Source organism: Streptomyces sp. GQFP (genome assembly GCF_021545335.1).
Lineage (GTDB): Bacteria > Actinomycetota > Actinomycetes > Streptomycetales > Streptomycetaceae > Streptomyces.
This window is the reverse complement of the sequence record NZ_CP089312.1, coordinates 6342062-6355762: the sequence shown is the minus strand read 5'-3', so window position 1 is coordinate 6355762 and position 13701 is coordinate 6342062. Positions and strand designations below refer to the sequence as shown.

General features: G+C 71.1%; 17 protein-coding genes. 10 read left to right on the top strand and 7 right to left on the bottom strand.

Annotation, left to right across the window (positions count from 1 at the left end; translation table 11 throughout):
* The first annotated feature begins 129 nt into the window (after window positions 1-129).
* From LUX31_RS28605 to LUX31_RS28585, 5 genes are all read left to right on the top strand, one after another.
* Entirely contained in the window at window positions 130-801 is a 672-nt protein-coding gene (locus LUX31_RS28605; protein ID WP_235478192.1) for a hypothetical protein, read from the top strand.
* Window positions 798-2126, top strand: coding sequence for a copper resistance CopC/CopD family protein (locus tag LUX31_RS28600; protein WP_235478191.1), 1329 nt, complete (start codon window positions 798-800; stop codon window positions 2124-2126). The genes LUX31_RS28605 and LUX31_RS28600 overlap by 4 nt, the downstream gene beginning before the upstream one ends.
* A 37-nt stretch (window positions 2127-2163) precedes the next feature.
* The gene (locus LUX31_RS28595) at window positions 2164-3264 is read left to right on the top strand and encodes a cupredoxin domain-containing protein (RefSeq protein WP_235478190.1); all 1101 of its coding nucleotides are present in this window, start codon (window positions 2164-2166) and stop codon (window positions 3262-3264) included.
* Between the two features lie 133 nt (window positions 3265-3397).
* Window positions 3398-3919: a hypothetical protein gene (locus LUX31_RS28590; protein WP_235478189.1), complete on the top strand. Its 522-nt coding sequence runs from the start codon at window positions 3398-3400 to the stop codon at window positions 3917-3919.
* Window positions 3916-4689 (top strand): cupredoxin domain-containing protein, encoded by a 774-nt coding sequence (locus LUX31_RS28585; protein WP_235478188.1) that lies wholly within the window; start codon window positions 3916-3918, stop codon window positions 4687-4689. The genes LUX31_RS28590 and LUX31_RS28585 overlap by 4 nt, the downstream gene beginning before the upstream one ends.
* A 3-nt stretch (window positions 4690-4692) precedes the next feature.
* Here the strand turns inward: LUX31_RS28585 and LUX31_RS28580 are convergent, their stop codons facing one another.
* On the bottom strand, window positions 4693-5145 hold the full coding sequence (locus LUX31_RS28580) for a nuclear transport factor 2 family protein (RefSeq protein WP_235478187.1): 453 nt from the start codon (window positions 5143-5145) through the stop codon (window positions 4693-4695).
* 57 nt (window positions 5146-5202) lie between these two features.
* Window positions 5203-5715: a CGNR zinc finger domain-containing protein gene (locus tag LUX31_RS28575; RefSeq protein ID WP_235478186.1), complete on the bottom strand. Its 513-nt coding sequence runs from the start codon at window positions 5713-5715 to the stop codon at window positions 5203-5205.
* Between the two features lie 139 nt (window positions 5716-5854).
* Between LUX31_RS28575 and LUX31_RS28570 the strand changes: the two genes are divergently transcribed.
* Window positions 5855-6214, top strand: a complete 360-nt coding sequence (locus tag LUX31_RS28570; protein ID WP_235478185.1) for a VOC family protein — start codon at window positions 5855-5857, stop codon at window positions 6212-6214.
* Window positions 6215-6220: 6 nt separating this feature from the next.
* Complete coding sequence (locus LUX31_RS28565) at window positions 6221-6634, top strand: VOC family protein (protein WP_235478184.1); 414 nt, start codon at window positions 6221-6223, stop codon at window positions 6632-6634.
* Between the two features lie 40 nt (window positions 6635-6674).
* Here LUX31_RS28565 and LUX31_RS28560 read toward each other — a convergent pair whose 3' ends face one another.
* Window positions 6675-7811 carry a dipeptidase gene (locus LUX31_RS28560; protein WP_235478183.1) on the bottom strand — a complete coding sequence of 379 codons (1137 nt, stop codon included), beginning with the start codon at window positions 7809-7811 and terminating at the stop codon, window positions 6675-6677.
* A gap of 383 nt (window positions 7812-8194) precedes the next feature.
* On the opposite strand from LUX31_RS28560, the gene LUX31_RS28555 reads away from it, so the two are divergent.
* Window positions 8195-9049 carry a helix-turn-helix domain-containing protein gene (locus LUX31_RS28555; RefSeq protein WP_235478182.1) on the top strand — a complete coding sequence of 285 codons (855 nt, stop codon included), beginning with the start codon at window positions 8195-8197 and terminating at the stop codon, window positions 9047-9049.
* Between the two features lie 36 nt (window positions 9050-9085).
* On the top strand, window positions 9086-9478 hold the full coding sequence (locus LUX31_RS28550) for a hypothetical protein (protein ID WP_235478181.1): 393 nt from the start codon (window positions 9086-9088) through the stop codon (window positions 9476-9478).
* Between the two features lie 237 nt (window positions 9479-9715).
* Here the strand turns inward: LUX31_RS28550 and LUX31_RS37550 are convergent, their stop codons facing one another.
* The 4 genes from LUX31_RS37550 to LUX31_RS28530 form a co-directional block, all read right to left on the bottom strand.
* Window positions 9716-9931, bottom strand: coding sequence for a DUF397 domain-containing protein (locus tag LUX31_RS37550; RefSeq protein WP_268828210.1), 216 nt, complete (start codon window positions 9929-9931; stop codon window positions 9716-9718).
* Between the two features lie 126 nt (window positions 9932-10057).
* Window positions 10058-11239, bottom strand: coding sequence for a dipeptidase (locus LUX31_RS28540; RefSeq protein ID WP_235478180.1), 1182 nt, complete (start codon window positions 11237-11239; stop codon window positions 10058-10060).
* Window positions 11240-11244: 5 nt separating this feature from the next.
* Window positions 11245-11796: a 5-(carboxyamino)imidazole ribonucleotide mutase gene (purE, locus tag LUX31_RS28535; RefSeq protein ID WP_235478179.1), complete on the bottom strand. Its 552-nt coding sequence runs from the start codon at window positions 11794-11796 to the stop codon at window positions 11245-11247.
* Complete coding sequence (locus LUX31_RS28530) at window positions 11793-12932, bottom strand: 5-(carboxyamino)imidazole ribonucleotide synthase (protein WP_235478178.1); 1140 nt, start codon at window positions 12930-12932, stop codon at window positions 11793-11795. The genes purE and LUX31_RS28530 overlap by 4 nt, the downstream gene beginning before the upstream one ends.
* Before the next feature lie 144 nt (window positions 12933-13076).
* Here LUX31_RS28530 and LUX31_RS28525 point away from each other — a divergent pair, with 144 nt between their 5' ends.
* A complete protein-coding gene (locus LUX31_RS28525) occupies window positions 13077-13646 on the top strand; it encodes a GtrA family protein (RefSeq protein ID WP_235478177.1) in 570 nt (189 codons plus the stop codon).
* Window positions 13647-13701 lie beyond the last annotated feature (55 nt).

Genomic DNA, 13701 nt, shown 5'->3' with positions numbered 1-13701 from the left:
GGGGGGACCCCCGAAAGAGAGGTGGGCAACACTTAGTTAACTGGCGCGTAGTCAAGTGGAATCCGCACCGCCCTCCAATGGTCCGCATTCACCGATCGGAATGACCGGACCATGCCAGGGAGTGTGATCATGCCCGTGTTCCGCAGGGCGGAGTGGCCCAGGGACCATCGCGACGAGTTCGTCGCGGGGGCTCTGGTCGGGGCGGTGGTGATCGTGCTCGGCTACGCGTCGGGCATCGGCGCCTCCACGGCCTCCGGCGCCGCCGAGGCCGCCGCTCCCCCGTCGTCGCTCCCCGCGGCCACGGCACCGCCGAACTCCGCGCCGGGCGACTCCGGAGCCCAGGCACCGGGCAGCGGCACGGGCATGGACATGGGCGGGGGCACCGGCAGCGGCTGGACGGGCCAAGTGCCGGTCGATACCGGGCAGTTGCCGGTGTACGGCGACCCTGGCACCGGCTCCGGCGACGGCACCGCCGGTCACGGAGGCCATACCGGGCACGGCACCTCCCCGACCCCGACGCCCACCACTCCGCCTGTCTCCTCCTCCCCCTCCCCGTCGCCCTCCGACTCCGCGCCGCCGACCGACGACGCCACCTGCGCCGACGGCGAGGTACGGCTCGTGGCGCCTGTCCTCACCGGCATCACCCAGCCGTTGTTCGGCCTCCTCAACGGCACGGACGCCGACGAGACGCCCGAGCCGACGGCCTCCCCGTGCGTCGGGCTCGCCCCGCTCTCCTCCCTCCTCGGCGGCTCCGCCTCGGCCTCCCCCTCCGCGTCCCCGCTGCCGGAGGCCACCCCGTGACCCGCCTCCGCACGCTCCTCCCGCTCCTCCTCGCCGTCCTCCTCTGCGGTCTGGTCGTCGGTGCGACCCCCGCCGCCGCCCACACCGAGCTGGTCCGCTCGGTCCCGAAGGACGGCGCGAAGCTCGCCAAGGCCCCCGACCACCTCACCCTCACCTTCGACGAGCCCGTCGACCTCGTCGACGTACGCGCCATGACCCCCGAAGGCGACCGGCTCCCGGTCACTCGTCCTGCGCACACCGGCACCGACACCGTGCGGATCGCCACCGGCAGTCCGGCGAACGGCACGCTCTTCGTCGTCTGGTCGGTCGTCGACATGGAGGACGGGCACGCCTCCTCCGGCCGGCTCGCCTTCACCACCGGTACGACAGCGGGCGCCCAGGACCGCGGCGACGAGGCCGCAGCCGCCCCTTCCCCCTCGCCCCTGGTGCGGAAGGGCCTCGTCGCCGCTCGCTGGACCGGGTATCTCGCGCTGGCCGTGTTCGTCGGCGGGCTCGCCTTCGTCGCGCTGCTGTGGCCGCGCGGCGCGGAGGCGGCCCGGGCGCGGGCGCTGCTCACGCTGGCCTGGGTGTGCGGGCTGCTGTCGACGGTCGCGGGCATCGGGCTCCAGGGCGCGTACGTCTCCTTCGGCGGCCTGCGGGACGCGCTGCGCCCGGCGTCGTACACCGAGGTGCTCACCACCGAGCCCGGGGTCGCGCTCGCCGCGCGCGGGCTGCTGTGGGTGCTCGCGGCCGTCGTACTGAGCGCGCTCTTGCAGGGCGGGGCGGCCACCTCGCGCTCGCCCGGCTGGCGGGTGGGTGCCCTCGCCGTGGCGCTCGGGCTGCTGCGGACGACCGGTATGCGCGGGCACAGCTCCGAGGGCAGCGACCCGGCGTGGGGTGCGGTCGCCGACCTGGTCCATCTGCTCGGGGCGGCCCTGTGGATCGGCGGGCTTGTCATGCTGACGGTGGCCGTGCTGCCGCGCCGGGAGCCCGTCGAACTGGCGGCGGTGGTGCCCGGTTACTCGCGGCTCGCCGCAGGTTCGGTCGCCGCGATCGCCGTCGCCGGGCTGGTGCTCGCGTGGCAGGTCGTGGGGTCGTACGACGCCCTGCTGCACACCTCGTACGGGCAGTTGCTGCTGGTCAAGACCGCCGTGCTCGCGGGTGTCCTGCTGGCCGCCCAGTGCAGCCGCCAGTGGGTGCGCACCCGCCTCGATCTCGCCGTGCTGCTGCGCGGCGACGCCGCCACCGTGCGGCCTTTCGGTTACTCGGTCGCGGCGGAGACGGGGCTCGTCCTCGTCGTGCTCGCCGTGACGAGTCTGCTGGTCACTGCCGATCCCGGCCAGTGAATCCCCCCTGAAACCCCCTGAAAACCAAGGAGTTGTTGTGAAACGCACCGACGAAACCGGCGAGCGCGCATCGCGTCGCGGGTCGCCCGCCGGGAACCGGCCCCTGCTGGTCGCGGGGCTCGGCGCGGCCTTCGCCGCCGTGCTCAGCCTGGGACTGCTCCAGGCGGCCTCGGGCAGCACGACGGCCACCAGCACCTCGGACACGGCGGCGGGCGCGGCTCAGGCGCCCGCAGCCGCGGCGGCCGACGTGCAGCAGGCCGCCGCGGCGGCACCCGACCAACAGGTCGACATCATGAACAACAAGTTCGGCGACGGTAAGCAGCTGGTCGTCGAGGTCGGCGAGACCGTGCGCTGGACCAACCACGACAGCGTGCCGCACACGGTCACCACCACCAAGGGCCCGAAGAAGTTCGACTCGGGCACGCTGGCGCAGGGCGACTCCTGGTCGTACACCTTCACGACGGCCGGCACGTACGAGTACTACTGCGCGGTCCACCCGGACATGGTCGCGTCGGTGAAGGTCGTCGCGGCCGACAGCGGCACGACCGGCGGCACCACGGGTGGCTCGACAGGCGGCTCGACAGGCGGCTCGACGGGCGGTTCCACCGGAGGTACGACGGGTGGCACCACCACCGGTGGTACGACCGGCGGAACCACCGGCGGTTCGACCTCGGGCGGCAGCACCACCGGTGGCACGACCACCGGCGGCACCACCACGGGCGGCACGACCGGTGGCAGCACCGGCAGCACGGGCGGTACCGGGGGCGGTGACGGCGGCGACGAGCAGTGCGCCAGCGTCCAGGACGTGCTGCTGCCGATCCTCCAGCACATCAACGCCGCGCACCTGGAGCGGTCTCCGGGCCAGCAGGTGCAGGACGCGCTCGCGCTGGACTCGTACATCAAGCTGCACACGGTGTGGGTCGAGACGATCCTGACGCCCGCCCTCGAAGGCGGCGGCACGGTTCTCGACGACACGCTCAGTGTGCTGCTGGCCCACATCAACTCGGCGCACCTGGAGGAGTCGCCCGGGCAGCAGATCACCGATCTGCTCGACGTCGACAGCTACGTGAAGATGCACACGGTCTGGGCCGAGCACCTGCTCGCACCCACCGAGGACTTCCTCACCGGCAGCTGCTGACAGGGGTCGCCCCAGGGCTCACCCCGAGAAAAGGGACGCCGGTCCGGCCGAGGCTCAGTCGGCCGGACCGGCGCCTGCCCCATTCTCCACAACCCCGCCACACTTCGGGAACCGCTTTCCAAGGAGACCCGGGATGACAACCGTCACCCTGCCCACCGCCACCGCCCCCGTACTGCCGCTTCCCGGCCGGTACGCCGTGGCCCCCGACCGCTCGCTCGTCGAACTCACCACCTGGTACGGCCCGTTGCCCACCCTCCGCCGACGCGTCACCCTCACCGACGCCTCCCTGACCGTGCCCGACGCCCTCACCGATCCCGGAGAACTCCCCGCCCTCCGCTTCGAGTTCGCAGGTCTCGACCAGGCAGACGGCACACCCGCCACCCACGTCGCCCTCACGACCCTCACCTCCGACACCGTCGAACTCCTCGACGGCGGAAGGAAGTTGCAGGTCACCGGCGACCTGAATCTGCGCGGCGTCCGCTTCCCCGCCCTGCTGCGCTTCCGCGTCGTCGAGCGCGCCGACGACCGCCTGCTCGTCGTGGGCACGGCCCGGCTGCCGTACCGCCTCCTGCGCCGCGCGACCGGGTTCCGTCCCGGCCGGCTGCCTCGCCCGGCGACCCGGCTGCGGCTGCTGGTCGCCGCGGAGTTCGCGTGAGGACGGCGGGCAGGACCGTACGCCGGGCGGCCCTGGTCCCCGTACTGGCCCTCGTCGCCCTGCTGCTGGCCCTGCCCGGGCAGGCCTCGGCGGCCACCTACCGGGTCACCATGCAGGGGTACGCCTTCGCCCCGGCGGCCCTGACCGTCCCCGCCGGTTCCACGGTGACCTGGACCAACCAGGACACGGCCCCGCACGACGTGAAGACCACCTCGGGCCCGGTCCAGATCCACTCCCCCATGCTGAACAAGGGCGAGAGCTGGAGCTTCACCTTCACGACGGCCGGTTCGTACGCCTACTACTGCACCGTGCATCCGAACATGACGGCCGGAATCACGGTCCAGGCACCGGCCCCCGCGACCTCGGCGGCCCCGACGCACTCCCACACCCATACGGAATCCTCCTCGGGTTCGGGCTCGGAGCACCACGGGACAGGCACCGGGACCGGGAGCGGCATGAGCCGGCCGACGACGTCGACCGGCCGCACACCGACCCGCACGACCCCGTCGGCCTCGGCACCGGCCGCCCCCGGCCGAACGACGCCCACGCCGACCACTGCCCCCTCCCCCGCCTCCTCGGCGCCCGCCGGGACGGCTCCCCAGGCCCAGCCCGCCACCTCCACGGCCACCGTCGCCTCGGTACGGCCGCTGGACCCGTTGCTGCTCCTGACGGGGATCGTCGCCGGGATCGCCGTACTGTGCCTGCTGCTGGTGGGGTCGCGGGCCGCAGCGCCGCGGGGGAAGGGCGGCGGGGCCGAGAGCGAGGCCTAGGAGCTAGGGGCGGGAGCCGTCGCCGAGAGCGGTGACCACGGCCGGCAGGCGGCCCATCGTGTGTGCGACGCGGAGTCCGTCCATGTAGTCGCGGACATGCACGATCAGGCCGTCGCGGACCCGGATCACCAGGAGTCCGGGGAAGCTGAAGGGACGGCCGGTCGTGGTCACGGTCCCGGTGACGACCTGCTCGACGGTGATCACCTCGGGGTCCGTGCTGTCGTGGACGACGACGTCACGGATCTCCTCCGGCCGCGCCGGGCTCGCGCCCCAGGCCGCCCGGTATCCGGCGCGGACCTCTTCGCGGCCCTGGTAGCGCTCGGGCATGCCGGGGAAGAGGAACGGGAACTCGTGGACGGCGTCGACCGCGTACAGGTCGGCCAGATCGTCGGCGGACCAGTCGAGCATCGCCTGCTGGTAGCGGGCGAGGACGTCACGGGGACCGGGGATCGGCATGGCAGGGGCTCCGTTCCGTCGACGCGTGATCGTGATCGAACTCCCGTACACAGAAGCCTACTTCGCACGGTACCGGCGCATCTTCGCGCGGGCCCCGCACACCGACATGGAGCACCAGCGCCGCTTCCCTGCGGGGCTGCGGTCGTAGTACGCCCAGTGGCAGTCGGGCAGTTCGCACGCCTTGAGGCGCAGCCAGGTGCCGTCGGTGAGCGCCTCCGCGACGGCCGCCGCCACCCGGGAGAGCAGTGGCCCCTCGTCGGCGGCGGTGAGCCGGGCCGAGCCGTCCTGGTCGTCGACGGTGACCAACAGCGGCGCCCTGGAGAGCAGTTGGCCCAGGGGAGTGACGGAGTCGTCGTGCGGTGGATGTCCGGCGTGTGCGAGGCAGACGGCCCGCAGGGACTCCCGCAGCTCCTTCACGGCCGCCAGTTCCCGCTCGCCGATCCGCTGGATGCCGAACGCGGCCCGCCCCTCGGCGGTGTTCAGCGCGTCCCGGTCCGAGTCCAGGCTCCTGGTGTTGACCAGGGCCTCCACGAGGGCCAGCCCCCCGGGCGCGGACGCGTTCTCACTCACACAGGTGACGTTACCTCCTAGGCATGGGCATACGGTAACCGCTAGCGTGGGACCGTTACCGGATAAGCGCCATCAACCGGTAACAGGTGACAGGGAAACTGAGAAGCAAGGTCATCAAAAGCAATCAACGGAGGAAGCCATGCCCATCGCCAAGCTCGAATCCGTCGTCCTGGACTGTCCCGACCCCGGCGCACTCGCCGCCTTCTACGCCGCGCTGCTGGGCGGTACGCCCGAGGACCAGGAGGACTGGGTCGACCTGCGGCTCCCGGACGGGCCGAAACTGGCCTTCCAGGCCGCCCCCGGCCACGTACCGCCGAAGTGGCCGTCGCCCGACGCCTCGCAGCAGTTCCACCTGGACGTGACCGTGCCCGACCTGGACACGGCCGAGCGGGAGGTGCTCGCGCTGGGCGCGAAGCCGCTGGAGACGGAGGACCGCGCCCGTTCCTTCCGCGTCTACGCGGACCCGGCGGGGCACCCGTTCTGCCTCTGCGCGGGCTGATCCCGGATGGCCCAGGATGATCCCGTAGCACCCGTGGCCCGTTTCCGTACCGTCGTCGTCGACTGCCCGGACCCACGGGCGCTGGCCCGCTTCTACGCGGGTGTCGTCGGCGGTACGCCGGCGGACGAGGACCCGGACTGGGTCGTGCTGCTCGTCCCCGGCGGGCCACGGCTGGCCTTCCAGCGGGCGCCCAGGTACTCCCCGCCCGAGTGGCCGCGGGCCGACCACGGCTCCCAGCAGTTCCATCTCGACCTGGACGCCGGGTCCACCCGGGCGGAGCTGGACGCGGCGCAGGAGGTTGTCCTGGCGCTGGGCGCCCGCCCGCTGGACCTGGACGACCAGGACGGGCGGCGGGATTTCAGGGTGTACGCCGATCCGGCAGGGCATCCGTTCTGCCTCTGCCGGATCGAGCGCCCCTGAGCCCGTAGAACTCGGGTGAGCCCGTAGGACTCGGGGCGGGTCAGCCGTCCAGTTCCGCGATGCGGGCCGTGGACGGCTCCCGGCGCTGCTGTGCCGCCTTGGCCGTGAAGTCTGCGCTGCGCAGGACACGCTGGACGTTTCCCCAGGTGAGGAGGGCCAGGTCGGGTTCGGTCCAGCCTCGGCGCAGGAGTTCGGCGATCAGGTTCGGGTAGCAGGAGGCGTCGCCGAGTTCCTGGGGGTGGGCGCTGCCGGAGTCGTACGTGCCGGACAGGCCGACGGACTCCGGGCCCGCGACCGCACGGACGTGGTCGAGATGGTCGGCCACGTCACGGACGGACGGTCCGGTCTGCTCAGCCGTCAGCGGCACCAGGCACAGGCCCCCGGCCGCGCCCAGCTCGGCGAGCGTCTCGTCGGGCAGGTTGGCGGGGTGGGGGCGCAGCGCGCGGGCGGCGGAGCGGGTGCAGAGGGCCGGCGCCTTGGAGATCCCGACGGCGCGGTGGATGGTGGCCGCGGAGGCGCCCGAGAGGTCGGCCAGCACGCCGAGCCGGTTCATCTCGCGGACCACCTCCTCGCCGAACCGGGTGAGCCCGGCCTCGCTGGCCCAGGACGTGCCGGCGAGGGTGAGCACGCGCAGGCCCAGGGAGTGCAGGACGCGCAGGATGCCGAGCGAGTCGTCGAGGGCGGCGGCCGAGGCGGGCCCGAGCACGACAGCGACCCGTCCGCAGTTGCGGGCGTCGGTGACCTGCCCGGCGGTGCCCGCGAGCCGCAGCCCCTCGGGGTGGCTCCGGGCGACCGTCTTCACGAGGTCCAGCTGCTCCAGGGTGGCCCCGACGGCCCGGTCGCCGGCGAGCCCCTCCGGCAGGTGCAGCGCCCAGAACAGCGCGCCCACGTGGCCTCGTCGCATCCGGGGCACATCGGTGTCCACAGTGCTCTCCCCCAACTCCAGGTCGTACCAGGGCAGGTGCCGCAGCGCCCAGGGCAGTCCGCTGTAGCCGTCGGCGACGGGGTGCGCGGCGAGGATCGCGTGGGCTCGGTCGAGTGGGTCGGCGTCCGGGTCGGAGACGAGCGAGAAGTCGACCTCCGCCGCTCCGTCGTCGTCGGGCTCCGGCAAGGGAAGACGCGGGTCGAGTTCCCCGACCTCGGCTGTGGTGTGCAGTTCGTCCTGCAGGTCGGCCATGACGGGCTCCGTACGTCGTGATCTACCTCGTGATCGCAATACGGCCACCGTCGCACGGGGGCGAGGGGGCTTCCTGGTGGGTGGGGCGTTCGGGGGTACGCCGGGACCAGTACTCGCTTCGCCCGACGCCACACCTGCCTCACTCGCACCACACGTCACGCCTGTCTCCGGCCTCCATGTGACCTGCACAACTTCGGCAGTCGCCAACAGCTGCCGTCGATTAGACAGGTGTCGTTTGGGTAGGCCCATTTAGACGGCAGCGGCAAGCATTAGTTCTATCGGAGTAGAGGCGAATGGATGTGACGCGAGTCGACCTACTACGATGGCGAAGTTTCGGCACGACCAGTGCCCAACCGCCGCAGTCAAGATCCTGAGGAGCTTTAATGCCCACGGCCGTGGACCCGAGTCTCAATCGCCGCAAGCTGCGACTGGCGCTGAAGTCAGCCCGCGACAACCGCGGTCTGACGCAGCGTGAAGCGGCCGAAGCTCTTGAGTGGTCACTGTCCAAGCTCATCCGCATCGAGGCGGGCACGGTCAGCCTGTCCGTCACGGATCTGCGCGCGATGCTCCTTGAGTACGGCGTTGAGGACGCAGCGGTCGTCACGGAACTGGAAGAGGCGGCCCGGGGCAGCAAGGGCCAGTCCTGGTGGTCCGAGTACAACGACGTCATCAGCCAGCCGTTCAACCAGTACCTGGGGTACGAGAGCGCGGCGAACACCATCCGGGGCTACCACCCGAGTCTCATTCCGGGCCAGCTGCAGATCTCGGACTACGTCACCGCCTTCTTCGAGGTCGGTGAGCCCGTGGCGAAGGCCAGGCAGCTCATCGACCTACGGCTGGCCCGCCAGGAGAGAATCCTCCAGGAGGACGGCCCCCGCGTCGAGATGATCCTGGACGAGGCCGCCCTGCGTCGCCAGATCGGCGGCCCTGCGACCATGCGACGCCAACTGGCCTTCCTCAAGGGCCTCGTCACCGAGCAGCGTGTCACTCTGCGGGCCCTGCCCCTCACCGCCGGCGCGCACGCCAGCCTGGACAGCAGCTTCTTCCTCCTCGGCTTCCGCGACGACGAGGACGTCCTGTACGTCGCCGGCCCCGGCGGCACACTGACCAACCGGGACGACCGGGAACTGGTCGCCCGCTACCAGGAGTGCTTCGAGGATCTGGAGAACAAGGCACTCAACGAGGAGGACACGATGGCACTCTTCGACGACCTGATCGAAAACTACCACCGCTCCTGACACCCAGTCAGCGTGTGCTTAGGCCCAGGGGACGCCATGACCAGCGACGACGAGTGCAAGGGACCGGAGCTGGATCCCGGCCGCTCTCGCCGCCCTGGGCCCAGCTACAACATCTTCCTGGAGTCGGGAACCGCATCCGACGAAAGGCCTGCTCGTCCGCCCGGTCCCCAGCGCGGGCGCGGGCGGGCCGACGTCGACGACACGATCAGGCTCCTGCGCAACCTCGCCGCCCTGGTCGTGTTCTCCTCGGCCACTCTCACTCTGGTGGCCTTCGCCGGTATCGGGATGGGCGTACCGCCCTGGTTCTGTCTGGCCGTCGCCTTCGGCGGAGGGCCCCTGACGATCTGGGCGTTCGTCATGACCTTCGAGACGGTACGTTCCGCACTGCCGGACGGACCAGAAGATCGACCGTCCAGTGGCGGGCCGTAGCCGGTGAGCGCACCCACCACCAGCCCGCGGCCGCCGACACCGCGACAAGCACCGCCAGCCACATCACAAGCCGTATCCACGGACTTCCGCCCAGCAGTGAGACGCCCGCCCCGGCAGCCATGGCGAGCACACCGGTCACCACGCAGTACCCGGGCAACCCGTGATACCTGGTCACCGTCTGCTGTCGGCGTTCGCCGCTCATCTCACATCCCGTAATCGGTCTGCTTCACGCGCACGTCACATGTGGTCCCCGCCTGTGGTGTCCCGGGCGAGGAACAACGCTATCGCCGCTCTCCAGGTGTCCGCTGTAAAGCTCACTGACGTGCTGTCCGGCCGTTTGGAATCACGTACCCGGACCATCCCGGGAAGCACGGCAACCTCGCAGCAGTTCGGCTCCGGGTGAGCGCTGTAGCTGCTCTTCCGCCAGACAACCGCACCCCGATTCCCAGCCAATGCCGCCCCCTCCAACTCTCGCCCCGCTCCGAGAAGCGCTGAACGCGCCTAGGGCTCTTACCCGTTGTGGCCACGGTTCAACAGACAGTCGTCTCTCTGGCGCGTTCTGAGGGGTCGCACCACCCCTCAGCCGTCCAGTTCGCCCAGCGTGGCGTTGGACGGCCCCAGCCTCTCCCGCACCTCCCGTGCCACATCCTCCGCCGCCCCCAGCACCCGCACCGCGTTCTCCCAGGTCAGCTTGGTGAGATCGCCCTTCGACCAGCCCCGGTCGAGGAGTTCGGCGATGAGGTTCGGATATCCGGACACGTCGTTCAGGCCGTCCGGGGTGAACGCGGTGCCGTCATAGTCGCCGCCGATGCCCAGGTGGTCGATTCCGGCCACCTCGCGCATGTGGTCCAGGTGGTCGGCGACCGTCGAGACCGTCGCGATCGGGCGGGGGTTCCGCTCCTCGAAGGCGTGGTGGATCTTCATCGCCTCGGGGGTCGTGGCGAGGTGGTGGAAGCCGTGGGCGCGCATGTTGTCGTCCGCGGCGGCCGTCCAGTCGACGGCGGCCTGGAGGACGAACTTCGGTACGAAGGTCACCATGGCCATTCCGCCGTTGACGGGCAGGCGTTCCAGTACGTCGTCCGGGATGTTGCGCGGGTGGTCGCACACCGCGCGCGAGGAGGAGTGGGAGAAGATCACCGGCGCGACAGACGCGTCCAGCGCGTGCCGCATCGTCGTCGCGGCGACATGCGAGAGGTCGACCAGCATGCCGAGGCGGTTCATCTCCCGGACCACCTCGCGGCCGAACTCCGACAGACCGCCGACGCCCGGCTCGTCGGTCGCCGAGTCCGCCCACGCCACGTTGTCGTTGTGGGTGAGGGTCATGTAGCGCACGCCCAGCTCGTACAACCCCCGCAGGGTGCCGAGGGAGTTGGCGATCGAGTGGCCGCCCTCCGCGCCCATGAGGGAGGCGATACGGCCCTCACGCCGGCCCGCCTCCATGTCGGCGGCCGTGAGGGCGGGCCGCAGCTCGTTCCCGTACCGCGCGATCAACTGACGTACGCAGTCGATCTGTTCGAGGGTCGCGGGCACCGCGTCGGGGAGGTCCGAGCGGACGTACACCGACCAGTACTGCGCGCCGACCCCGCCCTCGCGCAGGCGCGGGATGTCGGTGTGCAGGTGGGCGTTCTGGGCGGTGGCGATGTCGCGGGCGTCGAGGTCGTAGCGGACCTGTTCGCGCAGCGCCCACGGGAGGTCGTTGTGGCCGTCGACGACCGGGAACTCGCGCAGCAGTTCCCGGGCCTCCTCCAGTGAGCTGCTCACAGGCGTCACTGCCCGAAGCCGAAGCCGTTGCCCGCGCCGCTCTCGATCTTGGCGCGCAGCCGCTTGCCCTTCTCGGTGGCCTGGTCGTTCAGCTCCTGCTGGAACTCCCGCATCCGGCCGAGGAGTTCCTCGTCGTGCGAGGCGAGGATGCGCGCCGCGAGCAGGCCCGCGTTGCGCGCGCCGCCGACCGAGACCGTCGCGACCGGCACCCCGGCCGGCATCTGGACGATCGACAGCAGCGAGTCCATGCCGTCGAGGTACTTGAGGGGGACCGGTACGCCGATCACCGGGAGCGGGGTCACCGACGCCAGCATGCCGGGCAGGTGGGCCGCGCCGCCCGCCCCGGCGATGATCGCCTTCAGTCCGCGCTCGGCGGCCTGCTCGCCGTACGCGATCATCTCGTGCGGCATGCGGTGGGCGGAGACGACGTCGACCTCGTACGCGATCTCGAACTCGTCCAGGGCCTGGGCGGCTGCTTCCATGACGGGCCAGTCGGAGTCCGACCCCATGACGATGCCTACGAGGGGTCCCGCACCGGGTTCTGCAACGGGGCTCATTCGGTGATCGTGCCTCTCAGGTAGCCGGCTGCGTGACGGGCGCGCTCCAGCACGTCGTCGAGGTCGTCGCCGTAGGTGTTGACGTGGCCCACCTTGCGGCCGGGCTTCACGTCCTTGCCGTACATGTGGATCTTCAGCTGGGGGTCGCGGGCCATGCAGTGCAGGTACGCGGAGTACATGTCGGGGTAGTCGCCGCCCAGGACGTTCGCCATGACCGTCCACTTGGCGCGGGGGCGCGGGTCGCCGAGGGGGAGGTCGAGGACCGCGCGGACGTGGTTGGCGAACTGGCTGGTGATCGCGCCGTCCTGGGTCCAGTGGCCCGAGTTGTGCGGGCGCATCGCCAGTTCGTTGACGAGGATGCGGCCGTCGCGGGTCTCGAACAGTTCGACGGCGAGGTGGCCGACCACGCCGAGTTCCTTGGCGATGCGCAGGGCGAGTTCCCCGGCCTGGAGGGCCAGCTCCTCCCCTATGCCGGGCGCCGGGGCGATGACCGTGTCGCACACGCCGTCGACCTGCTGCGACTCGACGACCGGGTACGCGACCGCCTGGCCGTGCGGGGAGCGGACGACGTTCGCCGCGAGTTCCCGTACGAAGTCGACCTTCTCCTCGGCCAGGACCGGGACGCCGGCCCGGAAGGGGTCGGCCGCGTCCGCCTCGGACCGGACGACCCACACGCCCTTGCCGTCGTACCCGCCGCGGACCGTCTTGAGGACGACCGGGAAGCCGTCCCCCTCGGCCGCGAAGGCGACGACGTCGGCGGGGTCCGCCACGATCCGGTGCCGTGGGCACGGCACGCCGATCTCGACGAGCTTCGCCCGCATCACGCCCTTGTCCTGGGCGTGCACGAGCGCGTCCGGGCCGGGGCGGACGGGGATGCCGTCCGCCTCCAGGGCCCGTAGATGCTCGGTGGGAACGTGTTCATGATCGAAAGTGATCACATCGCACCCCTGCGCGAACGCGCGCAGCGTCTCCAGGTCGCGGTAGTCGCCGACGACGACATCGCCGACGACCTGCGCAGCGGAGTCCTGCGGGGTGTCACTGAGGAGCTTGAACCTGATGCCTAGCGGGATGCCCGCCTCGTGTGTCATACGAGCGAGCTGCCCCCCGCCGACCATGCCGACTACCGGGAACGTCACCCTCCAAGAGTATCGGCCCGGCCAGGGCGGCCTGATTACACGCCTGTGACCCCGTACACACAGGCGAGCCCCAGAGGGGGTGGTTAGCATGGCTGAGTTGACGAAATCCCACAGGGCGATCCCACAGACGGGGGCCGACAGACCATGGAACGTGGTTCCAAACGTGGTTCCGACGGGCCGCGTACGAAGCCTCCGGGCGCCGTGCGCCGGCGCTTCGACCAGTTCGCGGCCGAGGTCGCGAAGTTCGGGGCGGTGGGCACGGCGGGGCTTCTCGTCAACCTGCTCGTGTTCAACCTGGTCCGCCACACGACCGACCTCCAGGTGGTCCGGGCGAGTGTGGTCGCGACGGTGGTGGCTATCTGCACGAACTACATCGGCTTCCGGTACTTCACCTACCGGGACCGCGACAAGAGCGGGCGTACGAAGGAACTGACGCTGTTCCTGCTGTTCAGCGCGGTGGGGCTCGTCATCGAGAACGGTGTGCTTTACGCGGCGACGTACGGGTTCGGGCTGGACAGTCCGCTGCAGAGCAACGTCTTCAAGTTCGTGGGGATCGGGGTCGCGACGTTGTTCCGGTTCTGGTCGTACCGGACGTGGGTGTTCCGTACGCTGCCGGCGCGGGAGGCTGTGGCCAGTGCGGAGGCGATCTTGGAGGATCTCCCCGAGGGTGGGGCGATTCCGGGGCGGCGGAGTCAGCGGCAGCGGGTGGGTTGAGCGGGTCGGTTCGGTGCGGCGCCGTTGTGGCTGGTCGCGCAGTTCCCCGCGCCCC

Bases quoted from the DNA above. Each gene is read 5' to 3' on its own strand.
- LUX31_RS28605 (WP_235478192.1), top strand. From the start codon at position 130: ATGCCCGTGTTCCGCAGGGCGGAGTGGCCCAGGGACCATCGCGACGAG.
- LUX31_RS28590 (WP_235478189.1), top strand. From the start codon at position 3,398: ATGACAACCGTCACCCTGCCCACCGCCACCGCCCCCGTACTGCCGCTT.
- LUX31_RS28580 (WP_235478187.1), bottom strand. From the start codon at position 5,145: ATGCCGATCCCCGGTCCCCGTGACGTCCTCGCCCGCTACCAGCAGGCG.
- LUX31_RS28570 (WP_235478185.1), top strand. From the start codon at position 5,855: ATGCCCATCGCCAAGCTCGAATCCGTCGTCCTGGACTGTCCCGACCCC.
- LUX31_RS28565 (WP_235478184.1), top strand. From the start codon at position 6,221: ATGGCCCAGGATGATCCCGTAGCACCCGTGGCCCGTTTCCGTACCGTC.
- LUX31_RS28560 (WP_235478183.1), bottom strand. From the start codon at position 7,811: ATGGCCGACCTGCAGGACGAACTGCACACCACAGCCGAGGTCGGGGAA.
- LUX31_RS28555 (WP_235478182.1), top strand. From the start codon at position 8,195: ATGCCCACGGCCGTGGACCCGAGTCTCAATCGCCGCAAGCTGCGACTG.
- LUX31_RS28550 (WP_235478181.1), top strand. From the start codon at position 9,086: ATGACCAGCGACGACGAGTGCAAGGGACCGGAGCTGGATCCCGGCCGC.
- purE (WP_235478179.1), bottom strand. From the start codon at position 11,796: ATGAGCCCCGTTGCAGAACCCGGTGCGGGACCCCTCGTAGGCATCGTC.
- LUX31_RS28525 (WP_235478177.1), top strand. From the start codon at position 13,077: ATGGAACGTGGTTCCAAACGTGGTTCCGACGGGCCGCGTACGAAGCCT.